This window comes from Mucilaginibacter sp., assembly GCF_965225845.1.
GTDB lineage: Bacteria > Bacteroidota > Bacteroidia > Sphingobacteriales > Sphingobacteriaceae > Mucilaginibacter.
This window is the reverse complement of record NZ_CBDDBL010000002.1, coordinates 2061823-2087825: the sequence shown is the minus strand read 5'-3', so window position 1 is coordinate 2087825 and position 26003 is coordinate 2061823. Positions and strand designations below refer to the sequence as shown.

The window sequence follows — 26003 nt, the reverse complement described above, 5'->3', positions numbered from 1 at the left end:
CGCAAGAATCCTTTGCTATATCATATTAGAAATATCCTGTATAACGCTGTCCAGCCCTTTGGCGCTATCCATCAGCATTTGGATGATACTTTGTACGTTGGCGTCCATTTCCATAGTGCTTAATATATTGGCAAGGCCCATAATATTTGCTAAGGGCTTACGTATAACATGTGATTGTAAAAGGCCGATCTCTGTCAGCTTATTATTTTGCGTTTCTATTTCTGTTTGTGCATTAGCAAGTTCAAACCGAGACTGCACGTAATCTGTAATATTATAACCAATACAATAAATGCCTAAAGGTTGGTTTTGGTCGTCAAACATAGCTTGCATTTCCCATTGGGTAATCACAAAGCCACCTTTACCGTCGTGTTTACGCAAAGTAGCCGGAAAAAGCCTTCCCGGGTTTTGAAAACATTTCATACCAACTTCGGCGCAAATACGTATGTCATCGGGATGAAGCGTAACAGAAAACTGTTTGCCCAGCAAGGAATCCTTTACAAAATCAAAATTCTTATCATAATTATCACTTACATACATATAGTTACTATCCATGCCTATCGCGATGGTATAGAAAAAACTACTGTTTTTGAGAAGCTTATTGGTTTCTGTGAAATGGTTCATTTGCCGTAAAAATATGAAATTAATAATTCACAATACTTGAAATTTGTTTTCAAAATTTTACCAAATGCTTTAAGTTCTTGCAGATTCATATATAAAGCCCTGTGTTTATTTTGCTGGTGCAAGCGTTATGCGTGTGCTTAAAGCTATGTATTAATTGCCCCAATTAAACCCGGCCTTCACCAAATGAATGATACCGCCGGATGCGATCTGCAACCCTACACAAAAGATCAAGAATGCCATTACCCGGTTGATGATCTCCTCATTATGGGTGCCGATATAGCTGATCAAACGGTTGGTATTCAGGTAAAATATGAATATGAGTAAGCAAATCCCGATCACCGAAATAAATAATGCACCCATATTGACCAGATAGATCGAAATGTCTTTATCCGCGCTTTGCGCGCTCAGGGTAAAAAGTACGGCAATGGTTCCTGCGCCGGCTGTGATGGGGAAAGTTATCGGATAAAAAAGCTTATTCTCCAGCTCCTTTATCTTTTCCAGTTCTTTACTGCTGCTGGCTTTATCTTTTTGAGCATCAGTATTGTTGGACGAGAGAAACTCCCATCCTATTTTGCAGATCATGATCCCGCCTGCAAGCTGGATGATGGGTATTGACAAACCAAACAATTCCAGAATCCAATGACCTACAAACAGCGTTACGGCGCAAATAATAAAGGAGTAAAAGGTGATCCGCTTTACCGCGCTTAATCTTTCCTTACGGGTCAGATCCGAGAAATAAGGGCTCAAAATAAATGCCGTCCCCAGGGGATTAACCACTGGAAAAAGTGCCACAAACCCAATAAAAATAAGATGTATAAAGGTGTTGAAATGTATAGGCATGTTGAGATCAGTTGGTAGATGCGTTAAAAATACAAAATAACGAATTAACTATTCGATCTTAAAAATATCGATCTGTTGATGAGGCTCGGTTGTCGCTATATGGCATTGATAACGCTTATCAATATTTAAGGCTTTTAAATGATACAGGATGTTATCATCTATCAAACTCTCGCCCGATACATCAATGGAATCCAACGCAATATGAAAACCGGTACCTATTGCTTTTAACACAGCTTCCTTACGCGTCCAATAGTAATAAAACTCGCTGATCGGGTCTGAACTGCTGTTGATGTGTTCCCATTCATTTTGAGTGAAATAGTTGGTGTAGTTAGCGAGGTCTATCGGTTTAAAAAGTTCTATATCGATGCCAATCTTGCCTTTATCCGTACCGCAGCAAATCACTAAATTTCCGGAGTGGGATATATTAAAATCAAATCCGGCGTTAAAATAGGGCTTGTGGTATTGGTTGTACAATAGATTATCTAACCGGGTGTTTATGTCGAATTTGTTTAAGAGATTTTGTAAGAGCAACTTACCCGTAATAGATAATTCCCTGTCGGAAAGATATTTTTTATTTAACACATCCGGTTGCAAATTTTCAGGCAATAGCTGTAGTTTCGCACCAAGTTTTTGGTCGTCCCATAGGTCATTTATTTCACTATAGAGGCAAATCATCATAACCAAATATAACAGCAGCAAATGTAATAGAAGAGTTACGTGTTTATTAAATAAACCTATAAACCTTAGCCTATTTATTTTGTCATACAGACACAAATTCCAGTTATGAACTCATTAAGTATTGCCTTAGGCGATGACCGCCCCGATCTGATCAGGGAAGAAACGCTTTCGGACATTTTTAAAGCCTCAGCAAAACAATACCCCGATAAAACCGCCCTGATTTTTCATAATGAGCAATTAACTTATTCGGAATTAGATGCCTGGAGCGATAGAATTGCATCGTTCCTGATGAAAAAAGGCATCGGCCGCGGCAAATCCGTAGCCATCTGGTGGAAACGTGGTTTAGAGCTACATATTGCTATATTGGGTATTATAAAGGCAGGCGCTGCCTATGTACCTATCGACAGGGAAATGCCTGCCGAAAGGGTTGAAGTGATTTTAGAAGAAGTTGGCGCTTCGGCCTGTTTCAGTATGGATCAGTTAAACGCTAATTGCCCGATATTTCAGATCCCTAAACAGTTCGGAAAAATAAAAAATGACGCTGCTAACCCACTCGAATTACCCGAAGGACCACAACCCAACGATTGCGCTTATGTGCTTTACACTTCAGGCAGTACAGGCAAGCCGAAGGGTATTCCCATCAGTAATAAACAAATTTGCCACCTGGTAAGGGCCGAGCAAAGTGTATTTAATATTAAGCCAGAGGATAAGGTTTACCAGGGTTTCTCGGTATCGTTCGATATGTGGTGCGAGGAAACCTGGATGAGCTATTTTGCCGGTGCCACTATGTGGATTGCAGACAATACCACCTCGAAAGCCATTGACGAATTAGGTGATACGCTAAAAAAGGAAAACATAACCATTTTGCATGCTGTGCCAAGTTTATTGGCGATTATGGAAAACAGTATACCATCACTGCGATTAGTAAATGCCGGTGGCGAGGCTTGTACCCAACAGGTTTTAGCCAAATGGGCAAAGCAGGGGATCAAATTTTACAACAGTTACGGCCCTACAGAAACTACGGTAACAGCCAGCATAGCTAATTTAACGCCGGGCGATGATATCGTGATCGGGCAGCCATTGCCAAATTATAATATGGCCGTTGTTGACGAAAACCTAAACCCGGTCCCTTTCGGCGAGCAGGGCGAATTGGTGATCTCCGGTCCGGGGCTTTCATCAGGCTATGTGAAATTACCGGCCTTAACTATCGAAAAATTTATACCCAAACCCGCAAGTCTTGCTCAATTGCCGGGCGATAGGATCTACCGCACCGGTGATGCCGCTGTAATGGATGCTGATGGTAATATAGATCTGCACGGCCGTTTGGATGACCAGATCAAGCTGCGCGGCTACCGTATTGAATTGGGTGAAATAGAAACTGTGCTAAATACCATAACCGGTGTAAGGTCTGCTGCCGTTGCTGTAAAAAAGGATAGCATAGGGCAGGAGCATTTGGTTGGTTATGTGGTGATGGAAGATGAGGTTTGCATTGAGGAAAACCTGTTCAGGGTTGACCTGGCGAGGTCATTGCCATCATACATGGTGCCGGATACGATCGTCACACTAAAGGATATGCCGCGCATGCCAAGCGGCAAGATAAACCGCAAGGGATTGCCTATACCGAATGTGTTTGCAGAAACTGGCGCGCAAGAGGCGCTTGACCTGAACGCTCCTGTGCATGACAGGATCATGGTGGTTTTACATCGCGTTTTCCCGAACAAAACCATCGCGCCATCAATGGACTTTTTCGATGACCTGGGAGGCCACTCTTTACTGGCAGCGGGTTTTGTTTCGCAATTACGCAGGGATGCCGGTTTGCCGCACGCATCGTTAAAAGATATTTACATGCACCGCCCATTAAGTAAATTAATTATCGAATGGGACAAAGAGCGAACCACGCAGAATATCCGTACAAAAACACATCAAAATGTGCCTTTTTTACGCCATATCAGCTGCTGGCTTGCGCAAAGTGTTGCTGTTTTAGTGATCTACGGCTTATTCGCTTTCCAGATATTCATCCCTTATTTAGGCTATTACTATGTAAACCAGGAAACGGATAGCGTGTTGTACTCCATAATAACTTCTTTAGTGTTATTTGCTGCTATCCCGCCATTATTCACCGTGCTTTGTATCAGTACCAAATGGCTGGTTATCGGTAAAATGAGGGAGGGTGATTATCCCTTATGGGGCACATATTATTTCAGGTGGTGGTTTGTAAAAACCATGCAGCGTTTATTGCCTGCACAGTTTTTGAACGGTACGCCGCTCTACCCGGTTTATTTAAGTTTGTTGGGAATGAAGATTGCGCCCGACGCTCAGCTCAGCGATTTTTATTTTGGTGCCGAGGATTTGATAACTATTGGCAGCGATGCAAGCCTCAGCTCAAAGGTAACACTCAATAATGCTTACGTTGAGGATGGCCTGCTCAAGCTACGCTCAATAACTATTGGCGAGCATGCTTACATTGGCAGTAACGCCATTATCTCAGGTGGTACTGTGATTAAAGACTGGGGCGAATTACAGGATCTGAGTCACCTGCAGTCCGGTAAAACAATTGCTGAGGGCGAGGTTTGGCAAGGAAGCCCTGCAATACTTAAAGACAAAAAAAACATTGAAGATCTGCCGCAGCCGCTTTTTGTTTCTGATGCTGTTAGGAGAAAATATAAGCTTACGTTTTTGTTGTCGATACTGGTTTTTCCATTTATCATCCTGATCCCTTTATTACCAACCATTATCGAGATCAATAAGCTGGATAATGCGGCATCCGACTACGATTTTACTTATATGATTGGTGCACCTTTACTGGCATTGCTATACATTATCTTATTTACAGCTGAAACCGTGATCATAACCCGCATCTTACAACGGGATGTTAAACCAGGCAAATATCCTATCTATAGCCCATTTTATGTGCGAAAATGGTTTGCAGATCAGTTATTGTCATTAAACCTCATCGTAATGCACCCCATATACGCTACTGTATTTGTATCGGGATTCTTCCGTTCGCTTGGTGCAAGAATTGGTAAGGGTACTGAAATCTCAACCGCAAGCAGCGTTACCCATCCATTACTCGAAATAGGCGACGGCGCTTTTGTTGCCGATGCAGTTACTTTGGGCGAGGCTGATATCCGCGGACAGCAATTGGTGTTAAGCAAAACTACCATAGATAACTACAGCTTTGTAGGCAACAGCGCGCTTATACCGCAAGGCTATCATCTGCAAGGCAATATGTTGATCGGTGTGCTCTCCACACCGCCTGATGAGCAGCAAATGACAGATAATACTGCTAAAGATTGGTTCGGTTCGCCGGCTATCCCGCTTCCGCGCCGGCAGGAGAGTAATTTATTTTCGGATAAATTGACCACGAAACCAACGAAGCTGCGCTATACCGCTCGTGCCATAGTGGAGTTTATCCGTGTGATTTTGCCGGAGAGCGCTATCATTTGTTCGTCTATACTATTCATAGCCTATGGACACGATTTGGTGACACAAGAGCCATTATGGAAGATCATTCTATATTTCCCGTTCTATTATCTTTTTTACATGGGCTTACCGGCATTCCTGTTAACGGTGCTGTTGAAATGGTTGTTTGTCGGCAAATACAAAGCCAGGCAAAAACCGATGTGGACATGGCATGTGTGGCGCAGCGAAGCGATCACCTCTACCTACGAAGCATTGTCTGTTCCTTTTATGCTTGATTTCTTGCGTGGTACACCTTGGTTGCCGGTACTAATGCGTTTATTAGGTTTAAAAACCGGCAAACGCGTGTTTATGAATACTACCGATGTTACCGAGTTTGATATGGTAAGTATTGGTGATGATAGCGCCTTAAACGAAGACTGCGGACCGCAAACCCACTTGTTTGAAGACAGGGTGATGAAGGTTGGCCCGATAAAAATTGGCTGCCGTAGTAGTATTGGCCCCGGAACTATCATTTTGTATGATAGCGAGATTGGCGATGACACCCGCATTGAAGCACTTTCATTGGTAATGAAGGGCGAACGCCTTGCTCCCGGAACAGATTGGACAGGCAGCCCGGTTAAACCGCTGAATAATTAAAAGACTTGCGTAACTAATTTATCGGGGTAATCGAGCTTCTCGCTTTTTCTAAGGCCGTTTACAATAATATGTACGATATTTATTTCATCATCAAATAAATTCTGTAATAAACTTACCTGCACGGTAACTTTTTGCGGTGCAGGTATTGCATCTGATTCCAGGTATACATCGGTGGCCTCGCGGTTAATTTCAAAGCCGAGGTAATGCAGCGTTGCAGTACCCGCAGGTGTTTTTATGTCGAGGTTGGCAGCAATATATTTTTTCACCAGCACATCCATTGCTGCGTGCATATCTGCACGGGTAAGGTCAATTTTGCCGCCATACTGTTTAGCCAGTCCGGCTTCAAGGTCATCAGTAAACATAGTGCAGATCACCTGTAATTTACCATCCTTTTTGCTGTGTTCAATACTGGTAGTGCTTACATGGATAGGGTGCGGTAGAGGCTTGATTATGCTATTTGCCATTGCAAAATTCGCGACCAAAATGTAACAATATAATGCCGTTTGAAATTTAAATAAGCTCATGAATGGATGCTTGTTGTATAAATAAGCTAAAGGCGTTAAATTTAGAACTTTTAACCCCTCGTTGCAATGTCTGATATTGGTTTTTATTTTAAGATGGGCTGGGAGCACATCATCAGCAAAGATGCGCTCGACCACCAGTTGTTTATATTGGCCCTTGCCTGTGTATACACTGTAAAGGATATTAAACGCGTACTGATCCTGGTTACTGCCTTTACTATCGGGCATTCGCTTACCCTGGCCCTTTCGGTTTTGGATGTTATCCGTTTCTCCTCAAAATGGGTTGAATTCTTAATTCCGTGCACTATTTTCATTACAGCAGCAATCAACTTGTATCAAGTTGATTCAAAAGTTAAAAGTGAACGGATAAATTATTATTTTGCATTGTTTTTTGGTTTGATACACGGCATGGGCTTTGCAAACGCTATCCGCATTATGCTGGCACAGGATCAAACCATAGGCTGGGGCTTATTTGGCTTTAATATAGGTCTTGAGGCCGGGCAAATATTTGTAGTGGCTATTATATTATTGCTGTCTGTTTTCTTTTTGAATTATATGAAGGTAAACAGGCGCAACTGGGTTTTTTTCCTTTCTTCGGGTGTGTTCGCGCTCGCTTTGAAGATGGCATTGGAAAGGTTACCGTTTTAACTATTAACTGATCTTATTATATTATTGAACATGAGAAAGTTTTGTACTTTATCTATTGCTGTATTGAGTATCGCGGGTGCTGTATCCGCTCAGGATATTCAAAACAATCCCGGCAGCAACCACGGGAACAAGTTTGAGCAGTTAGGTACTATCCTGACAACCCCAAATGAGCAACGTACCGCCAGCGGTGCGCCCGGAACAAAATACTGGCAGCAACGTGCGGATTACAACATTAAATGCGACCTGGACGAAAAGAACCTGGAGCTGTCCGGTACGGAGACTATCACCTATTACAATAATTCACCCGATCCGTTGGATTATATCTGGATGCAGTTGGATGAAAATCAGCATAATAACTTTAACAACGCTAACTATCAAAACAGCTCTATAATGCCGGGCGGTGCCGGAACATTGGCTTTGGACAGGCTTGAACAGTCAAACGAGGACAATGGTTATGGAGATAAAATTTTAAGCATTACCGATGCTTTAGGTAAAACGCTGTCCTACACTATCAATAAAACCATGATGCGTATTGATCTGCCTGCGACGTTAAAGCCCGGCCAGCAATACATTTTTAATCTTAAGTGGACATATAAAATATCCGACAGGTTAAGCCTTGGCGGCCGTGGTGGTTATGAGTATTTTCCGGGTGATGGAAACTACCTGTTCACCATGACGCAATGGTACCCGCGCCTGTGCGTATATAGCGATTTCCAGGGATGGCAAAACCACCAGTTTACAGGCAGGGGCGAGTTTGCTTTAACCTTCGGTAACTTCCATGTGCAAATGACTGTTCCTGCAGATCATATCGTGGGTGGTACAGGGCAATGTATAAATTACAGCGCTGTATTATCACCAAAACAATTGGCGCGTTATAACAGGGCCAAAACATCAAATGTGCCTGTACAAATGGTGACGCTTGATGAGGCTAAATATGCGGAATTACATCCATCTACAGCCAAAAAAACCTGGGTTTTCCAGGCAAATAATGTCCGGGATTTCGCATGGACATCATCACGTAAATTCATTTGGGATGGTATGGGACAAAAGGTTGAAGGCAGCCCAAATACGGTTATGTGCATGAGCTATTACGGCAAAGAAGCATACGGCTTATACAGCAAGTTCTCCACCCGTTTGGTTGCACATACGGTAAAAACCTATTCAAGCATTACATTCCCTTTCCCATACCCGGTGGCGCAAAGTGTTGAAGCATCAAACGGTATGGAGTACCCGATGATCTGCTTTAATTACGGCCGTACCGAAAAGGATGGTACATACAGCGAAAGCACCAAAAATGGTATGATAGGTGTGATCATTCACGAGGTTGGGCACAACTTTTTCCCGATGATCGTAAACAGCGACGAGCGCCAGTGGACCTGGATGGATGAGGGCTTAAACTCTTTTGTTGAATACCTGACCGAAGAGCTTTGGGATAACAAATACCCAAGTAAAAAAGGCGCGGCATATACCATAGTCGACTACATGAAACTGCCTAAAAATGAGTTAGAGCCTATCATGACCAACTCTGAAAATATTGTTCGTTTCGGGCCTAACGCTTATACCAAACCGGCCACCGGGCTTAATATTTTGCGTGAAACCATTATGGGCCGTAAGTTATTTGACTTTGCCTTTAAAGAATATGCGCGCCGTTGGGAATTTAAACACCCAACCCCGGCTGATTTCTTCAGAACGATGGAAGATGCCAGCGGCGAAAACCTGGATTGGTTTTGGAGAGGCTGGTTTTACGGAACCGACCCGGTTGATATCTCGCTCGACTCGGTTAAAGTCGCCAAGGCTGACCTAAACGACAGGCGTGCGGACCGTGAGGAAAGAAGGCAATCCGTTGCTGCCGCCAAACTTGCCGCTCCTGCTGTTAACAGTTTTGATGATATTTCTAAGGTTAGAAACAGGGAAGACAAGAACATTAAGTTTTATGTTGATCAGGACACTGCTGTACACGATTTTTATTACAAATATGATCGTGGCTTATCAAATGTTGATACCGCGAAATTTAACGGGATGATCAAATCGCAGACGCCTCCGCAGCATGCCCCCGCAGAAGAACTAACCGATGAGGAACGCCAAAAATATGCAGGTAAATATTTTTACGAGCTAAACTTTAGCAATAAAGGAGGTATGGTTATGCCAATTATTGTGGAGTTTACTTTTGTTGACGGAACCAAGCAAATCGACCGTATTCCTGCCCAGATCTGGCGCCTGAATGAAAAGCATTGTTCAAAATTCTATGTTCAGGATAAAGAAGTAGCGTCGATCAAACTGGATCCAATGCGCGAAACTGCCGATATTGACGAAACCAATAACTATTGGGGTAAACTACCGTCACCGTCAAAGTTCGAGATCTTTAAACAGAAATTGGGCAACGCTGCTGCACGCGGGCAATCTACAGGTGCTATTAATCCTATGCAGGTGTCAGGCAGTTCAAATAAATAAAGATAAATTCATACATAGAGAAGGCCGGTAGTTTATGCGACCGGCCTGCTCAGTTTTATTTTTTTATGGTTATACGTTAAACCTGAAGTGCATGATGTCGCCATCCTCAACTATGTAAGTTTTGCCTTCAACAGCCAGCTTACCGTTCTCTTTGATAGCGGTTTCAGATCCGTTGAATTTCACAAAGTCTTCGTATTTAATAACCTCGGCACGAATAAATCCTTTTTCAAAATCGGTATGGATAACACCGGCAGCTTGTGGGGCTGTAAAGCCTTTGGTAATAGTCCAGGCACGTACTTCCTGCACACCTGCGGTAAAGTAGGTAGCTAGGTTTAACAAGCTGTAAGCAGACTTGATCAGTTTGTTTACACCTGATTCAGTTAAACCCAGATCATCCAAAAACATCTGGCGCTCTTCGTATGATTCTAATTCAGCAATTTCCGATTCTATTTGTGCAGATATGATCAATACCTGTGCATTTTCATCCTTTACAGCTTCCTTTACCTGCTCTACATAAGTGTTGCCGGTGTTAACATCACCTTCGCTAACATTACAAACGTACATTACAGGTTTTGCGGTAAGCAGCCATATATCAGCAATATATTCCTGGTCTTCTTCCGCAACAGGCGCTGTACGCGCTGATTTGCCTGAAAGCAGGTGGTTTTTATAAACCGTTAAAACATCATAAGTTTTTTTAGCTTCTTTATCGTTACCTACTTTGGCAGCTTTTTCAACCTTCTGGATCTTTTTTTCTATTGAATCAAGATCTTTCAACTGCAATTCAGTATCGATGATCTCCTTGTCACGGATAGGATTAACCGAACCATCAACATGGATCACATTGTCATTATCAAAGCAACGTAAAACGTGGATGATGGCATTGGTTGAACGTATATTAGCCAAAAACTGGTTACCCAAGCCTTCGCCTTTGCTGGCGCCCTTTACAAGGCCCGCGATATCAACTATCTCAATAACATTAGGAACAATGCTTTTCGGATTTACGATCTCGGTTAATTTTGTCAAACGCTCATCCGGCACGGTAATTACGCCAACATTTGGCTCAATAGTACAAAACGGAAAGTTTGCCGCCTGTGCCTTAGCGTTAGATAAGCTGTTAAAAAGTGTTGATTTACCCACATTCGGCAAACCTACTATACCACATTGTAATCCCATATATTATTTTAGTATCAAGCAGTTAGTATAAAGACATACCAACTTTATATTGTTTTATTCTTTTCGGGCGCAAAGATAACAGAAAAAACGGCCTTGTTATTCGAAAAATTAAACCCACTTTTGTCGACGTTTATAGCTAAGCAAAATTTAAAAACATGTAAAATTGAATTTATGGAAGATATGGTTGAAAAAGTAGAATTATTGCTGCAACAGAAGAATGATGCAGAATTAAAAAATTATCTGGACAACCTTAATATATCTGACGTAGAAGAACTAATTAGTGAGCTGCCGGAACATGGGCCTAAATTTATAGAAACACTCTCTGTTAAGCGTGCCGTAAACGTATTTCGTATTTTGGATTTTCATGCCCAGGAACGCATCCTAAAAAAGATATCCGGGAAAAAAATTGCTGAGATCATTAACGAATTACCACCCGATGACCGTACTTCTCTATTTAGCGATTTGCATGGTGATACCGTCTCCATACTTATTACGCACCTTTCAGCAGCCGACAGGAAGCAAGCTTTAGCATTATTGGGCTACGAAGAAAATAGCGTTGGCAGGTTGATGACCCCGGATTACATCAGTGTTAAGAGAACCTGGGATGTAGACCGTGTGTTAAAGCACATCAGGCAGTATGGTAAAAATTCAGAAACAATTGATGTAATTTATGTAATTGGCGATAAAGGTGTTTTATTGGACGATATCCGCATACGCGAAGTATTGCTGGCTGACCCGGAAACAAAAATCAGCGATTTGATGGATGGCCGTATGATCGCCTTAAACGCCGGCGATCCGCAGGAAGAAGCTATTAATACCTTCAGGATGAATAACCGCACTGCATTACCGGTAGTTGATAAGGAAAATGTACTGTTAGGTATTGTTACTGTCGACGATATTTTGTGGATAGCAAACGAAGAGTACACGGAAGACATACAAAAAATTGGCGGTACCGAAGCTTTAGATGAACCCTATTTAGATATCAACCTGTTTAAATTGGTTAAAAAACGTGTTGGCTGGCTCATCATCTTGTTTTTAAGTGAGATGCTTACCACAACAGCCATGCAATCCTACGGCGGCGAATTGCAAGCCGTAACCATGCTGGCATTCTTTGTTCCGCTAATCATTTCCAGCGGTGGTAACAGCGGGTCGCAGGCATCAACATTAATTATACAGGCTATGGCATTGGGCGAAGTTACACTTGCAGATTGGTGGCGTGTTATGCGGCGCGAAATACTCTCCGGTTTAATGCTGGGCGTTATCTTAGGTATAATTGGCTTTTCTCGGGTGGCGTTATGGACTACTTTTAGCAGCATTTACGGTGTGCACTGGTTGCTGATGGCCTTAACTGTATGTTTTGCTTTGATAGGTGTAGTGTTATGGGGATCGCTTGCAGGTTCAATGCTGCCTATTATTTTAAAGAAAATCGGGTTTGACCCGGCTACTTCATCAGCGCCATTTGTAGCTACATTAGTTGATGTAACCGGATTAGTTATATATTTTAATATAGCGATGATAGTTTTTGGTCCCGTAATGCATCACTGATAAAAATATCAAAAAAAACCTCCTGTTCAAAAAACAGGAGGCTACATAAATTATAATAAGTTTAGTTTGGGCTTATATTTCGAAAGAGAAATCTTCGTCAGCCGATGTTTTGGCTACTTCCGGGGTTTCGCTGAATTCGTAACGTTTCTCAATTACTTCCTGGTGATCTTTTATATATTCAACAGTTTCTTTTAATCCCTCAGCAAATTTCTCAAAGTCCTCTTTGTATAAAAAAATCTTGTGTTTGATGAAAACGCCGTCCTCTAAACGTTTTTTACTTTCTGTAATCGTAACATAATAGTCGTTTGATCGTGTTGCTTTTACATCAAAAAAATAAGTCCTTTTCCCTGCTCTTACCTTCTTTGAGAATACCTCTTCACGCTCTCTGTTGTCAAAATCTCCCATATAAAATCAATTGTAATTAGTTTGATTGGCATAAATATAAATAAATTTTCAATTTGCAAGTATTTAATTCAATATTATTGTAATAAATAGTTGCTTTAGTGTAAAATAATTCAGTCGTTTTTACGTTATCCAGCATTTATGCATTTTCTTCCTCTTCCAGCAATTGCTTCTCGTAAAGCTCAAAGTAGGTACCTTTTTGCTCCATCAGAAATTTGTGGTTACCTTGTTCAATAATCTGACCGTTATCCATCACTAATATCTTGTCGGCATTTTTTATGGTTGATATACGGTGAGCAATAATGATGCTGGTTTTGCCTTTCATTACGTGGCCAAGGTTATTCAGGATTTCCTCTTCAGTACGGGTATCTACGGCAGAAAGGCAATCATCAAACACCAATATCTGCGGTTGTTTAACAATGGCACGGGCTATGGAAACACGCTGTTTTTGTCCGCCTGACAAGGTTACGCCACGCTCACCAATTAACGTTTCAAAGCCTTTTTCCAACTCCATTATGTTTTTATAAACGGCAGCGTCCTTTGCAGCCTGCTCAACAACAGGCATGTCTAATACATCGGCACTGAAAGCAATATTATTGGCAATCGTGTCCGAAAATAAAAATACTTCCTGCGGCACAAAACCAATCTGGGAGCGATAACCTTCCAAATTATACTGTGTTAACGCTTGCCCATCAATCAATACTTCGCCACCTGTGGTATCGTACATGCGCATCAGTAAATTAGCTATAGTTGATTTACCCGAGCCGGTACGCCCGATAATAGCCACCATTTCGCCGGGGTTTACTTTGAAAGATACATCTTTCAAGGCTTGAATGCCGGTATCCGGATATTTGAAAGAAACATCATTAAATGTGATCTGTCCGCTGATGTTTTGTTTGGGCACTTTGGGCGATATGATCTCGGGTTGCTCATGCAGAAACTCGTTGATCCGTTTTTGTGAAGCGGCCGCACGCTGGATAAGCGAAGTTACCCATCCTAACGACATTACCGGGAAGGTAAGCATATTGAGGTACACAATAAATTCAGCTATGTTACCTGCGCTGATGTTGCCTTTCATCACCTCCACGCCGCCAACATAAATAATGACCACGTTGCTGATACCCACTAACAACAACATGGTAGGGTAGAACAGTGCCTGCACCTTTACCAATGCCATAGAGTGCGTTTTATAATGCTCGCTTTCATCAGCAAAGTTTTTGCGGACGAAGTTTTCACGAACATATGATTTGATTACCCGGATACCCGAAAAATTCTCCTGCACAAAGCTGGAAAGTATGGATAAGCGTTCCTGGATCTTTTCGCTGCGGAAATTGATGACGTTGTTGATGTAAAATATGATCACTACCAAAACAGGCAATGGTAATATTGAAAATATAGCTAAACGGGTGTTTACGGTGAGCATTAAATAAATCACCATGGCAAACAGGATGATCGTATTCATGCTGTACATAATCCCCGGCCCCAGGTACATGCGTACACGGGATACATCTTCGGTTACGCGGTTCATTAGATCGCCGGTGTTATGCCGGCGATAGAAAGCCAGTGATAGTACCTGGTAATGTGCATAGATCTCGTTTTTAAGATCATACTCAATATGCCGCGACATGAGGATGATAGTTTGCCGCATAAAAAACAAAAATAAACCCCGCACCAGCGATAAACCCAACACCACCAGCCCAAATAGTAATAAGCCAGATCCGAATATTTTGTAGATAACCTCCTGCCTGTTAAATCCGCTGAAAAGCTCATAAATGCTGATGTTATCGGCTACCATATCAAATGCCATGCGCACAACTGGGGCAAGCAAAACGCTAAATATATTCGAGATAACTACAAACAATATTCCCGGTATTAATCGCCAGCGGTATTTATAAAGAAATTTATTGAGGTAAGCGAGATCGTTCATAGTAAGTCTAAAGTCCATGGTCGATAGTTCATGGCCCCAAAGTTCAAAATTACATTAATCGATTTGATTTTTCAATTTAAAGATCATAGCATGACGCTATGATTATATCTATTGACCATCGACTATAGTCTATCGGCCAATACATTTTGTCACACCGAAAAAAACATCTACTTTTGCAGCAAGCCTTACGCTTAATAAAATGCCGCTCCAAAAATCAACCGAATCAATATTTAGCCAGCTTGAGGCGCTGGGGCATAAAAAAATTGTGTTTTGCAGCGACCCTGAGACGGGGTTGAAAGCTATCATCGCTATTCATGATACTACATTAGGCCCTGCTTTGGGCGGTACCCGCATGTGGGCCTATAAAACCGAAGAAGATGCTTTAAGCGACGTGTTAAGGCTTTCAAAAGCCATGACCTACAAGGCATCTATTAACGGTTTAAACCTGGGTGGGGGTAAAGCTGTGATCATTGGTGATTCACGCAGGGATAAAAACGAAGCATTGCTGCGCAAATTTGGTCGCTTTATTAAAAACCAGAACGGTGAGTTTATTACGGCCGAGGATGTAGGTACGAACCCGCGCGATATGGAATACATCCGCATGGAAACGCAATATGTTACCGGCATGCCCGAAAGCGTTGGCGGTAGCGGCGACCCGGCACCTGTAGCAGCACAAGGTGTTTTTATGGGGATGAAAGCTGCTGTAAAAGAGCTTTATGGCAATGATAGCTTAGCAGGCAAATCGGTTATTGTACAGGGTATAGGCCATGTGGGCGAGAATTTGGTGAAGATACTACGCGATGAAAAAGCCAAAGTATATATCAGTGATATTAACGAGGATCTGTTAAGGCAGGTAGCCAAAAAATACGGCGCGGAAGCCATAGCGCACAATAATATTTTTGACATTGACGCGGATATTTATTCACCTTGCGCAATGGGGGCAACCGTAAACACGCAAACCATTAATAAAATGAATTGCGCAATTATAGCCGGATCTGCCAATAACCAGCTGGAGGATGAGCAGGTTCATGGAGAAATGCTGCTTAAAAAAGGCATTCTGTTCGCACCTGATTACGTAATTAACGCGGGTGGGCTAATTAATTGTTATTCAGAGTTGATGGGCTTTACAAAAAAGCGTACCATGCAGCTTACCGAAAATATTTATGATGCAACACGAAATGTTTTAAAACTTTCTAAAGCCGAAAGTATTTCATCAATAGAAGCGGCAAATAAAATTGCAGAAAAACGAATAGCGGACATTAAAAAAGTAAAATCGTCATACTAATAATAAATAAATAACAACCGCCGGGATGTAGCCGGCAAAAAATCGTTCTTACAATTATGTTAAACAGAAGGCACCTAAGGGTAAAAGTATTACAGGCATTGTATGCTTTTCATCAAACAGACAGCGACATTAAAGTCCAGGAGAAAAATTTGCTGCAGAGCATTGATAAGGTATATGAAATGTATATCTGGATGTTATCGTTAATTTCAGAAGTAGCTAATTATGCCGAAATTGATGCCATTGAGCGCTCAAACAAACACATTAAAAGTGAAGAGGACAGAAACCCAAATCTGAAGATCCTGAGCAACCGTTTTATCACCACGTTAAATGATAATAAGGAATATCTTGTCGCTTTAAAAAAGTATAAAGTTGAATGGAGCTTTGAGCCTGAACTTGCCAAAACGCTTTTTATCGTTCTGAAAAACTCAACTGAGTATGCGGAATACCTGAAACATACCGGTGATACCATCCAAACTGATAAGGACATTATCAAATTCATTTTCAAAAAAGTAATTCTAAAATCATCATTAGCTGAACAGGTTTTTGAAGACATGTTTATTTTTTGGCCGGTTGATAAGGATGTATTGCAAGCTTTAATAGCCAAAACATTTAAGAATTTTGCATCTGAAGATGCTAAGCAAAATAAATTGGCCGAGGTTACCGGTAACTGGGAAGAAGACCGCGAGTTTATTGTGAATTTGTTTGAACAAAATATAAAGCACGATAAAGAATACCAAGAAATGATTGCTGAAAAAACGCAAAACTGGGAACCTGATCGTATTGCGATGATGGACACTTTGCTGATGAAGATGGCAATTACCGAGTTCCTTAACTTTACTTCAGTACCGGTTAAGGTTACTATTAATGAGTACCTGGAAATCTCAAAGGAATTTAGTACACCTAAAAGTAATTCATTTTTAAACGGTATCTTGGACAAGATTTTGATCGAGCTGAAGGCTCAGAAAAAAATAAATAAAATAGGACGGGGTTTAATAGAATAATGTCATGAAAAAACTTGTTTTAAGCATATTAGCAACAGGCATATTATTATCAGCTTGTAACCAGGCTGCAAAAACCGCAACCACAGCCGACTCATCTGCGGCTCAACCTGCAGCGGCAGGCGCATCAGCTACACCTGCCGGAAGTACGGTATCAGCTACAACAAGCAAAGGCCCGGTAATGAATTTTGACAAAGACTCGTTTGATTTTGGCAAGATAAAAACCGGCGATAAGGTATCCTACAGCTTTAAATTTACCAATACAGGCAAACTGCCGTTAATTATAACTAACGCGGTAGCAAGTTGCGGCTGCACAACGCCAAACTGGCCTAAAACGCCTATAAACCCGGGTCAAAGCGATTCAATAAAAGTTGTATTTAACAGCTTGGGTAAACACGGTCTACAGGATAAAATGGTTACCATTACTGCCAATACAAATCCTGCACAAAATGTTGTGCATTTGGTTGGCGAGGTTTTGCAGAAACAATAAATTTAATAAAATAACACATAAAATAAATCATGGCTACACAGCAAATTGTAATGCTGGTACTGATCGTAGTAGTATTTTACTTCTTCATGATCCGTCCGCAGGTTAAAAAACAAAAAGACCAGAAAAACTTTGTAAACGACTTGAAAAAAGGCGATAAGGTAGTTACTACCGCAGGAGCTCACGGTAAAATTGCCGAAGTTGGTGAGACGACTTTTTTAATTGAGCACGAAAGCGGACACAAAACCCGTTATGATAAATCGGCAATATCTTTAGATGCCTCAAAAGCATTGAACACGCCGGTTAAAGCTTAGTTGAGTTGAAAGTTGAATGTTCAGTGTTAAAAGTAACATTCAAATTAAATAAAAAGGTAAAAGATGGAGATTAAGGCATTTATTGGCTTTTAACTTTCAACTTTTACCTTTTAACTTTTTTAATAAATGGCAATAATAAAACTATCCGCTAATGAACAAAGGCGACTATCGGCATTTTTTACATGCCTGGTGCTGGCTGCTTTGGCGTGGTTATGTATTACATTGTCAAACCCGTATAATTACACCGTAAAAAGGGTGCTGAGTTATAAAAACATCCCGCAGAAGCGCTCTTTCCACTCTTTACAGTCAGATACAGTTGATGTTACCATTAAAGGTACCGGCTGGCAAATGTTGTATACTATGATGCATGGTAGCAGCAATGTTCTGTATGCTGATCTTAGTCCGCTTAGTAACGGCAATTATGTGGTACTCGGCTTGCAGCAAACTCAAATTGTAGATGGCGATGCAAACCACGAAGTGGTAAACTTTAACCCTGATACACTCTACTTCGATTTTTTAAATCGAATGGAAAAGCGCGTACCTATAAAATTATTGAGCCGTATCAGCTATCAGCAGCAATTCGCGCAGGCAAATAATCCTATTTTAAGGCCATCTTATATCAATATAGTTGGCCCAACCGAACGGCTTAATAAAATAACCGAATGGGATACAGATTCGCTGATCGTAAAAAAGGCGAGTGAAACTATCCGAACCCGTGTAAACCTGCAACCTGTTAACGAGGGTAATATTACGATCTACCCTAAATCTGTTGATGTCGTTTATCCCATAGATGAGTTTACTGAGAAGACATTACAGATACCTGTAAAATTGATTAATAACAATGAGTTTTATAACGTAAATATGTTTCCGCAAAAGGTTACTGTTACTTTTGTAACCTCGTTAAGGCGTTATGCCGAAACCGACGAGGATTATTTTGAGGCTGAGGCCGACTTAAATTTATGGAAGAATAACGGATACAGTACCCTGCCTGTAAAACTTACCCGGATGCCGCCATTTTGTAAAATAATAAGTGTTAATCCGCAAAATATTGACTTCATTGTTAAAAAATAGAGATGCTTAAAATAGGAATAACCGGTAATATTGGCAGCGGCAAAACTACGGTAAGCAAAATATTCGGGGTATTGGGTATCCCTGTTTTTTATGCCGATGATGAGGCTAAAAAGGTAATGACCGAAGATGTTATCTTAATCAACGAGATCAGAGAAACATTTGGGAAGCAATCGTACTTTGAAGATGGGACGCTTAATCGTAAATACATAGCCGGTATAGTTTTTAATAATGAAGCTGAATTGAAAAAACTGAACAGCATAGTTCACCCGGCAACGTTTAGGGCTTTTGATGACTGGCAAAAGCGTTATACTGATGTGCCTTACCTGTTAAAAGAGGCGGCCCTTTTATTTGAAAGTGATTCGTATAAATTGTGCGATAAAACCATTATGGTTACAGCGCCTTTGGACATGCGAATAGAAAGGGTGATGCTTCGTGATGGGTTTAGCAAGGATGAAATATCAAAACGAGAATCCCGGCAGTTCAGCGAAGATAAAAAACTGGATTTAGCTGATTATTCCATTAAGAACGATAATACCGAATTGGTTATACCGCAGGTTTTGGCCTTGCATGAGCAATTTCTAAACATGAGGGCTTAACTCATTATGACAATTTAAGCGTCCACGCTTACAATCAACAAAATTCAAGCGTGGACGCTTGAATTGGCTTGTTATTTATAATGACTATCAAAGACGATTTTCTTTCTATCAATACAAACGGCATCTACTGTAAATATGGCGATTTTTACCTCGACCCTAAGCAGCCGGTTGCCAAAGCCGTAATATCCCATGCCCATGCCGATCATGCCATTAGCGGCAATACCGAAGTTTTTTGTACCGATGCTACGGCAGCTTTTATGCAGTTGCGGTATGGTAAAAACGCGGCAAATGTATTTAATATAGTTGGATATCATCAGTCGTTTACCATTAAAGGCGTTGAGGTTACTTTTGTCTCAGCCGGGCATATGCTGGGTTCCGCGCAGGTATTGATGGTTTATGAGGGTGTCAGATATCTTTATACCGGCGATTACAAAGTACAATCCGATGCTACCTGTGAGCCGATTGAATGGGTTAAGGCCGACGTGCTGATCACCGAGAGTACTTTCGCTGATCCGGAGGTTTTACACCCGGATCCGGTTGAAGAGATCAAAAAACTCAATGACATCAAGATCAATGTTTTATTGGGTGCCTATGGCCTGGGTAAAAGTCAGCGCCTGATACAAATGATTAATGAGTATGCTCCTCAGAAAAAAATTCTGGTACACCACCGTATTATGCCAATTAACACAATTTATGAAAAATTAGGTTATTCACCGGGTAAGTATCAAATTTACGGTCGCAAATTAATGAAGGAGCAACAGGAGTATGTATATATCGTGCCGCCTTTTACGTTCGATAGTTATATCAATGCCAAAGGTGTAAAGCGACTGTTTGCTTCAGGATGGAAAAATTTGCAGGTAAATTTAAATGATACGCTGTATATATCGGATCATGTGGATTGGAATGATATCCTGGAGGCGGTAAAACAGGTTGACCCTGAGCAGATCTGGACGCTGCATGGCAATGGCAGGCATTTAAAAGAACATTTTGGAAATGATGTTTTTGTAAAAATATTGGATTAATGCTCGAAGAGAATATCGACTATTATATTAACGAGGAGGGTAATTTCGTTTTTACAGAAGTGTACCATTTAAAACGGGGTTATTGCTGCAAAAACATGTGCCTGCATTGCCCATGGAGTTATGGAAAACCTAAAGATGACCCTCAAATTGAAAAATAATAAGGATATTTATATTTAATAAGGCAATGCGAATAGAAGACGAAATACAAAGCACCAAGTTTGAAGATAATTACCAAAAGGCGGTAATTAATATTAACTACACCCAAAGTTGGCTTAGTAATCACTTGCGTGGAGAGTTTGAAAAATATAACCTTACAATGCAGCAGTTTAATATCCTGCGTATATTAAGGGGGCAATATCCAAAACCTGCTACTGTAAATTTGCTGAAGGAACGTATGCTGGATAAAATGTCGGATGCATCGCGCATTGTTGATCGCTTGGTTCAAAAGGAACTGGTTTCACGATGTACCAACACCTGCGACCGCAGAGCAGTTGATATCCGTATAAGCGATAAAGGACTTGAAATTCTGTCGAAAATAGAAGTTGAATTTAAAACGAAAGACATGATCGGAAAAAACCTTACCGAAGAAGAAGCAGGTAAATTAAGCGATCTTTTAGATAAATTAAGGGGTTAAATAGCTGGCACCCATTCAGGAAATTTTGGCTGAAGCTTTTTAAATAACTGATAAAACAACCATCCTACAAAACCACCATACAAGGCACCACAAAAAACATCAATAGGGAAGTGCAGGCCTACGTAAACCTGTGCAAAGCAAATGCTACCTGCCCAAAATATTCCCCAAAACCATATCCAGCGCCAGCGTTTATACCAAAGCAAAATCATAAAAATGGCCATGGTAAAATGATTAGTTGCATGCGATGAAGGGAAGCTATAACCGCCGCAACCAACACGTTCTACATCATTAATTGAGGCTATCGGGTCGTGGCAGGGGCGCTGCCGCTGTATCAGTGGTTTAACAATACCTGAGCCGGTAAAATCAGCAAAACCAACCGCACAAGACATCAGTACAATAATAATGATTCCTTTTTTGCCGTATCTCCATAAACAAAAGCCCGCAATAAAAATATACAGCGGTATCCAAAACTTAGGCGTTCGCAACAGCGGCATCAGCCAATCAAAAAAAGGATTACTCATCCCGTAATTAATGGCGTAGAATAAGTGCCGGTCGAATTGTAGAAGCTGCTGAAGCATAATTATATCGCCAAATATAACCAATAAATGAAGCGGCTATCCGTTAATTATTTTAATTTTGCTTACAAATAATACAAGAACACTTTGACACTTATAAAATCAATTTCGGGCATTAGGGGCACCATAGGCGGTGCGGCGGGCGATGGTTTAACACCTGTAGATATTGTAAAGTTTACTTCGGCATTTGGCACCTGGGCTATGCAGCAATCAGGTATAAAAAAGATAGTTATAGGGCGCGATGCACGTATCTCAGGTAGCATGGTCAATAACCTGGTGATCGGTACTTTGCAGGGTCTGGGTATTGATGTGGTTGACTTGGGTTTATCTACCACACCAACGGTGGAAATCGCTGTTCCTGCCGAGCAGGCTGCGGGTGGTATCATCATCACAGCGAGCCATAACCCTAAACAATGGAACGCGCTCAAACTACTAAACCAAAATGGCGAGTTCATCAGCGATGCCGACGGGCAAGCCGTACTGGAAATAGCCGAAAAAAGTGAGTTTAGTTATGCTGTAGTTGATGATTTAGGCAAGGTAACTGTAGACGACAGCTATCTGCAAAAACACATCGACGTAATTTTGGCTTTGCCTTTGGTTGATACTAAAGCAATTGCTGCTGCCGATTTTAAGGTTGTGATTGATTGTGTTAACTCAACAGGTGGCATATTTGTACCGGCTTTGCTTAAAGCTTTGGGTGTTAAATCCATCCACGAATTGTACTGCGAGCCTGATGGAAAGTTTCCGCACAATCCGGAGCCTTTACCGGAAAACCTGCAGGCTTTATCGCGAGAGGTATTGAGCAAAAAGGCAAATATCGGCATAGCTGTAGATCCGGATGTTGACCGCCTTTGCTTTGTTTGTGAAGATGGCAGCATGTTCGGCGAGGAGTATACATTGGTTGCGGTAGCTGATTATGTATTAAAACATAATAAAGGTAATACGGTATCAAACCTGTCATCAACACGTGCTTTGCGCGATGTTACCGAGAAAGCTGGCGGGGTTTACAATGCGGCTGCAGTAGGAGAGGTTAACGTAGTTAACAAAATGAAGGAAACCAATGCGGTTATCGGTGGTGAGGGTAATGGCGGGGTTATCTACCCTGAATTGCATTACGGCCGTGATGCTTTGGTGGGGATAGCCTTGTTTTTAACACATTTAGCAAAGTCGGGCAAAACAGTCTCAGCTTTAAGAGCATCTTACCCTGACTACTTTATCTCGAAAAATAAGATCACGTTAACGCCTGAAATGGACATTGATGCCTTGCTTTTAAAGGTAGAGGAGAAATACAAAAAACAACCGCACAGCACAATTGACGGTTTGAAAATAGAATTTGACAAAGAATGGGTACATTTGCGCAGATCGAACACTGAGCCTATCATCCGTATCTATTCGGAAGCAAACTCGGAAACGATCGCAAATAATCTGGCTAATAAGATTATTGCCGATATAAAAGAAATTTTGAATTTGCATTGATTGGTTAAAAAGTCCGTAAGACTCGAAGGCGGAAATTCCGAAAATTTTAGTCCGGATTATTCAACTAATCTTTAATTGAATGACCTTTAATAACTGCTAAATGCGCGTTTATCTAGACAATGCTGCTACAACTCCGCTTGATCCTGCAATAATACAGGAAATGTGTAAAGTGATGGAATCCACTTACGGTAATCCATCATCAATCCATTCACATGGCCGCGAGGCCCGTACGCTAATCGAGCGTTCACGTAAAACGATTGCCAATTTATTAGGTACTTCTCCTTCAGAAATATTCTTTACCTCAAGTGGCACCGAGGCTGATAACATGGCCATCCGTTGCGGCATTAATGATCATAATATTAAACATGCCATCACCAGCCGCATTGAGCACCATGCGGTTATACACACCTTTGAAGCACTTGAAAAAGTAGGAACTATTAAATTGAGCTTTGTTAATTTAGATAGTAAGGGCAATATTGACTACGATCACCTGGAGCAATTATTAAAGGGTAATGAGCGCAGTTTTGTATCTATTATGCACGCCAATAATGAGATAGGTACACTATCGGATATGGAGCGCATTGGCGACTTGTGCGAGACTTACAACGCCATTTATCATTGTGATACTGTACAAACTATGGGTCATTATAAACACGACCTGAGTAAGCTTAAAGCCCACTTTGTAGTATGCTCAGCACATAAGCTGCATGGGCCTAAAGGTGTAGGTTTTTTGCACATCAATCACCGTATAAAAATTAAACCGCTTATTTACGGCGGCGCACAGGAGCGTAACATGCGCGGTGGTACCGAAAATATTTATGGTATTGTTGGCCTTGCCAAAGCGCTGGAAATGGCTTATGGTGATATGGAGCAACACCAGCAACATATGCAGGATTTAAAATCCTACATGATAGCGCAACTAAAGGAAAGCATTCCAGGTGTTGAGTTCAATGGTAATATTGACCCCGAGAATAGTTTGTATACCGTTTTGAATGTTTCATTTCCAGAAATGGAGATGGCCGATATGCTATTATTTAATCTTGATATAGCGGGGATCTCCGCATCCGGTGGCAGCGCGTGTAGCTCAGGTAGCGATATCGGTTCGCATGTGCTTACCGCTATTGGCGCAAGCCCATCACGTCCATCAGTTAGATTTTCCTTTTCAAAAAACACTACAAAAGAAGAGATTGACTATACACTGGCTAAAATACGCGAATTGTGTATGGTTAATGCCTGATAGTATTTAATAAAAATCTATACTTTTTTAAATTGTAACAGGTTGTAATATAGCTAGCTTAGTGTATTGAGTTTTGTTTTGCTCACCTTTATAAACTTATTGGCATGATATTGGCTTTTAACTATATATCAATTAATAGTTAAATTATGTAGCCGTGGATGTACCAAAACATCTGCACAACAAAATATCAGTCATGGAAGATTATAAAGATAAAGATCCGAACAAGTTTCCTGAAAAAAACCAACCGGAGCCTGAAAAAGTTGAGTACCCACATGAAAATGAGTTCGCTGAACCGTCTGAAGGAAGCGATACATCATACAGTGAAAAAAATGATGTAACCCCACCTGAAAGAAGAGAATTTCCATCAGTAGGGCCCGCAGAAACGGATTTTGTTAGCCGCCCTAACGGACGTACAACTGGCCGCATGGTAGGTCACGAACCAGGTACAGAAAACAACTTATAATACATTATGAAAACCGAAAACAACATGTCGGGAGATTCTCGCGACAGCAAATCACCAATCCACAGCAATAATTATAATAACGAGCAAAACTCGGGAACTATAGGTGCTGAAGGAGGAAACGATAATGGTGCAAGTACTTTAAGAGCATTAAAGAAAAAGAACTCCGAAAGAACGAAAAGCACTAGGCGCCCAATGTTATAATTGCCGGACTAATGAGGGAGTAAGTATCCCATTTTTATAAACACACCGGTAATGAAAAATGCCCTGAGAAATCAGGGCATTTTGTTGTATAAGCGTTTTATAACTTATTTAACACGCTCAACATAATCGCCTGTCCTGGTATCAACTTTAACTTTGTCGCCTTGGTTTACAAAAAGAGGAACTTTAATTTCAATACCATTTTCGGTAGTAGCATTTTTTAACGCACCTGATGAGGTATCACCTTTAACAGCAGGCTCGGTATAAGTAACCTCTAACTCAACAAAGTTAGGCGCCTGGGCCATTATAGGCTCTTCGCTCTCGAACGAAACGATTACGCTCATTCCTTCTTTCAAAAATTTTGCTGCCGGGCCAAATAATGTTTTCGGGATATTAAATTGATCATAAGTTGTATTATCCATGATCACAAAATAATCACCTTCTTCATATAAATATTGGTAATCATTCGTTTCAACACGGCAAATTTCAACCTGTTCGTCAGTAGCCAAACGTGCTTCAACAATTCTGCCTGTTTTTATATTACGGAATTTATCTAAATAAAATGCACCGCCTTTACCTGGTGTGCGGTGTAAAACTTCTATAACGGTTACCAGTTCACCGTTAAAACGTAATATGTTTCCTACTTTAACTTCAGACGCTTTTGCCATGAGAATATGATTGTATTTTTTTGAACCCCAAAGATAGATTAGTTATGGGAATTATAAATAGTTGATTGTTGTTATTTTCAGTGTGCTGTTTTTGTAAGTATTTATATAACAGTT

General features: G+C 41.0%; 26 protein-coding genes. 17 read left to right on the top strand and 9 right to left on the bottom strand.

Annotation, left to right across the window (positions count from 1 at the left end; all coding sequences use genetic code 11):
• Positions 1–15: 15 nt before the first annotated feature.
• The 3 genes from ACYZ0U_RS13390 to ACYZ0U_RS13380 form a co-directional block, all read right to left on the bottom strand.
• The gene (locus tag ACYZ0U_RS13390; RefSeq protein ID WP_461453040.1) at positions 16–621 is read right to left on the bottom strand and encodes a hypothetical protein; all 606 of its coding nucleotides are present in this window, start codon (positions 619–621) and stop codon (positions 16–18) included.
• A gap of 150 nt (positions 622–771) precedes the next feature.
• Positions 772–1461, bottom strand: coding sequence for a MarC family protein (locus tag ACYZ0U_RS13385; protein WP_461453039.1), 690 nt, complete (start codon positions 1459–1461; stop codon positions 772–774).
• 48 nt (positions 1462–1509) lie between these two features.
• On the bottom strand, positions 1510–2139 hold the full coding sequence (locus tag ACYZ0U_RS13380; protein WP_461453038.1) for a 4'-phosphopantetheinyl transferase family protein: 630 nt from the start codon (positions 2137–2139) through the stop codon (positions 1510–1512).
• A gap of 105 nt (positions 2140–2244) precedes the next feature.
• Here ACYZ0U_RS13380 and ACYZ0U_RS13375 point away from each other — a divergent pair, with 105 nt between their 5' ends.
• Positions 2245–6198, top strand: coding sequence for a Pls/PosA family non-ribosomal peptide synthetase (locus ACYZ0U_RS13375; RefSeq protein ID WP_461453037.1), 3954 nt, complete (start codon positions 2245–2247; stop codon positions 6196–6198).
• Here the strand turns inward: ACYZ0U_RS13375 and ACYZ0U_RS13370 are convergent.
• The gene (locus tag ACYZ0U_RS13370; RefSeq protein ID WP_461453036.1) at positions 6195–6662 is read right to left on the bottom strand and encodes a DUF6702 family protein; all 468 of its coding nucleotides are present in this window, start codon (positions 6660–6662) and stop codon (positions 6195–6197) included. The two genes, ACYZ0U_RS13375 and ACYZ0U_RS13370, sit on opposite strands and share 4 nt — an antisense overlap.
• A gap of 126 nt (positions 6663–6788) precedes the next feature.
• Between ACYZ0U_RS13370 and ACYZ0U_RS13365 the strand changes: the two genes are divergently transcribed.
• Both ACYZ0U_RS13365 and ACYZ0U_RS13360 read left to right on the top strand, forming a co-directional pair.
• Positions 6789–7367: a HupE/UreJ family protein gene (locus ACYZ0U_RS13365; RefSeq protein ID WP_461453035.1), complete on the top strand. Its 579-nt coding sequence runs from the start codon at positions 6789–6791 to the stop codon at positions 7365–7367.
• A 30-nt stretch (positions 7368–7397) separates the two neighbouring features.
• Positions 7398–9818 carry a M1 family metallopeptidase gene (locus ACYZ0U_RS13360; RefSeq protein WP_461453034.1) on the top strand — a complete coding sequence of 807 codons (2421 nt, stop codon included), beginning with the start codon at positions 7398–7400 and terminating at the stop codon, positions 9816–9818.
• A 69-nt stretch (positions 9819–9887) separates the two neighbouring features.
• Here the strand turns inward: ACYZ0U_RS13360 and ychF are convergent, their stop codons facing one another.
• Complete coding sequence (gene ychF / locus ACYZ0U_RS13355; protein WP_461453033.1) at positions 9888–10991, bottom strand: redox-regulated ATPase YchF; 1104 nt, start codon at positions 10989–10991, stop codon at positions 9888–9890.
• Positions 10992–11162: 171 nt separating this feature from the next.
• On the opposite strand from ychF, the gene mgtE reads away from it, so the two are divergent.
• Positions 11163–12536: a magnesium transporter gene (gene mgtE, locus ACYZ0U_RS13350; RefSeq protein WP_461453032.1), complete on the top strand. Its 1374-nt coding sequence runs from the start codon at positions 11163–11165 to the stop codon at positions 12534–12536.
• Between the two features lie 72 nt (positions 12537–12608).
• Here mgtE and ACYZ0U_RS13345 read toward each other — a convergent pair whose 3' ends face one another.
• A complete protein-coding gene (locus tag ACYZ0U_RS13345; protein WP_461453031.1) occupies positions 12609–12941 on the bottom strand; it encodes a DUF3276 family protein in 333 nt (110 codons plus the stop codon).
• A gap of 136 nt (positions 12942–13077) precedes the next feature.
• Positions 13078–14865 (bottom strand): ABC transporter ATP-binding protein, encoded by a 1788-nt coding sequence (locus ACYZ0U_RS13340; RefSeq protein ID WP_461453711.1) that lies wholly within the window; start codon positions 14863–14865, stop codon positions 13078–13080.
• A 199-nt stretch (positions 14866–15064) separates the two neighbouring features.
• Between ACYZ0U_RS13340 and ACYZ0U_RS13335 the strand changes: the two genes are divergently transcribed.
• The 9 genes from ACYZ0U_RS13335 to ACYZ0U_RS13295 all read left to right on the top strand — a co-directional run bounded on the left by ACYZ0U_RS13335 (position 15065) and on the right by ACYZ0U_RS13295 (position 21272).
• Entirely contained in the window at positions 15065–16150 is a 1086-nt protein-coding gene (locus ACYZ0U_RS13335) for a Glu/Leu/Phe/Val family dehydrogenase (RefSeq protein WP_461453030.1), read from the top strand.
• A 56-nt stretch (positions 16151–16206) separates the two neighbouring features.
• Positions 16207–17151, top strand: coding sequence for a transcription antitermination factor NusB (nusB, locus tag ACYZ0U_RS13330; RefSeq protein ID WP_461453029.1), 945 nt, complete (start codon positions 16207–16209; stop codon positions 17149–17151).
• Between the two features lie 4 nt (positions 17152–17155).
• Positions 17156–17638, top strand: coding sequence for a DUF1573 domain-containing protein (locus ACYZ0U_RS13325; protein ID WP_461453027.1), 483 nt, complete (start codon positions 17156–17158; stop codon positions 17636–17638).
• A 29-nt stretch (positions 17639–17667) separates the two neighbouring features.
• On the top strand, positions 17668–17949 hold the full coding sequence (yajC, locus tag ACYZ0U_RS13320; RefSeq protein ID WP_461453025.1) for a preprotein translocase subunit YajC: 282 nt from the start codon (positions 17668–17670) through the stop codon (positions 17947–17949).
• Positions 17950–18075: 126 nt separating this feature from the next.
• The gene (locus tag ACYZ0U_RS13315) at positions 18076–19020 is read left to right on the top strand and encodes a CdaR family protein (protein WP_461453023.1); all 945 of its coding nucleotides are present in this window, start codon (positions 18076–18078) and stop codon (positions 19018–19020) included.
• A gap of 2 nt (positions 19021–19022) precedes the next feature.
• Positions 19023–19616, top strand: coding sequence for a dephospho-CoA kinase (gene coaE / locus ACYZ0U_RS13310; RefSeq protein ID WP_461453021.1), 594 nt, complete (start codon positions 19023–19025; stop codon positions 19614–19616).
• 80 nt (positions 19617–19696) lie between these two features.
• Positions 19697–20638 carry an MBL fold metallo-hydrolase gene (locus ACYZ0U_RS13305; protein WP_461453019.1) on the top strand — a complete coding sequence of 314 codons (942 nt, stop codon included), beginning with the start codon at positions 19697–19699 and terminating at the stop codon, positions 20636–20638.
• Positions 20638–20796 carry a DUF5522 domain-containing protein gene (locus ACYZ0U_RS13300; RefSeq protein WP_461453017.1) on the top strand — a complete coding sequence of 53 codons (159 nt, stop codon included), beginning with the start codon at positions 20638–20640 and terminating at the stop codon, positions 20794–20796. The genes ACYZ0U_RS13305 and ACYZ0U_RS13300 overlap by 1 nt, the downstream gene beginning before the upstream one ends.
• A gap of 26 nt (positions 20797–20822) precedes the next feature.
• Positions 20823–21272, top strand: a complete 450-nt coding sequence (locus ACYZ0U_RS13295) for a MarR family winged helix-turn-helix transcriptional regulator (RefSeq protein ID WP_461453015.1) — start codon at positions 20823–20825, stop codon at positions 21270–21272.
• Here the strand turns inward: ACYZ0U_RS13295 and ACYZ0U_RS13290 are convergent.
• Entirely contained in the window at positions 21269–21850 is a 582-nt protein-coding gene (locus ACYZ0U_RS13290) for a phosphatase PAP2 family protein (protein ID WP_461453013.1), read from the bottom strand. The two genes, ACYZ0U_RS13295 and ACYZ0U_RS13290, sit on opposite strands and share 4 nt — an antisense overlap.
• 84 nt (positions 21851–21934) lie before the next feature.
• On the opposite strand from ACYZ0U_RS13290, the gene glmM reads away from it, so the two are divergent.
• The 4 genes from glmM (at position 21935) to ACYZ0U_RS13270 (ending at position 25224) form a co-directional block, all read left to right on the top strand.
• Positions 21935–23323, top strand: coding sequence for a phosphoglucosamine mutase (gene glmM, locus ACYZ0U_RS13285; protein WP_461453011.1), 1389 nt, complete (start codon positions 21935–21937; stop codon positions 23321–23323).
• A 100-nt stretch (positions 23324–23423) separates the two neighbouring features.
• Positions 23424–24560: a cysteine desulfurase family protein gene (locus ACYZ0U_RS13280; RefSeq protein ID WP_461453009.1), complete on the top strand. Its 1137-nt coding sequence runs from the start codon at positions 23424–23426 to the stop codon at positions 24558–24560.
• Positions 24561–24753: 193 nt separating this feature from the next.
• A complete protein-coding gene (locus tag ACYZ0U_RS13275) occupies positions 24754–25023 on the top strand; it encodes a hypothetical protein (protein WP_461453007.1) in 270 nt (89 codons plus the stop codon).
• A gap of 6 nt (positions 25024–25029) precedes the next feature.
• Positions 25030–25224 carry a hypothetical protein gene (locus ACYZ0U_RS13270; protein WP_461453005.1) on the top strand — a complete coding sequence of 65 codons (195 nt, stop codon included), beginning with the start codon at positions 25030–25032 and terminating at the stop codon, positions 25222–25224.
• A gap of 104 nt (positions 25225–25328) precedes the next feature.
• On the opposite strand, the gene efp is transcribed toward ACYZ0U_RS13270, so the two are convergent.
• Positions 25329–25889 carry an elongation factor P gene (gene efp / locus ACYZ0U_RS13265; RefSeq protein ID WP_461453003.1) on the bottom strand — a complete coding sequence of 187 codons (561 nt, stop codon included), beginning with the start codon at positions 25887–25889 and terminating at the stop codon, positions 25329–25331.
• Between the last annotated feature and the right edge of the window lie 114 nt (positions 25890–26003).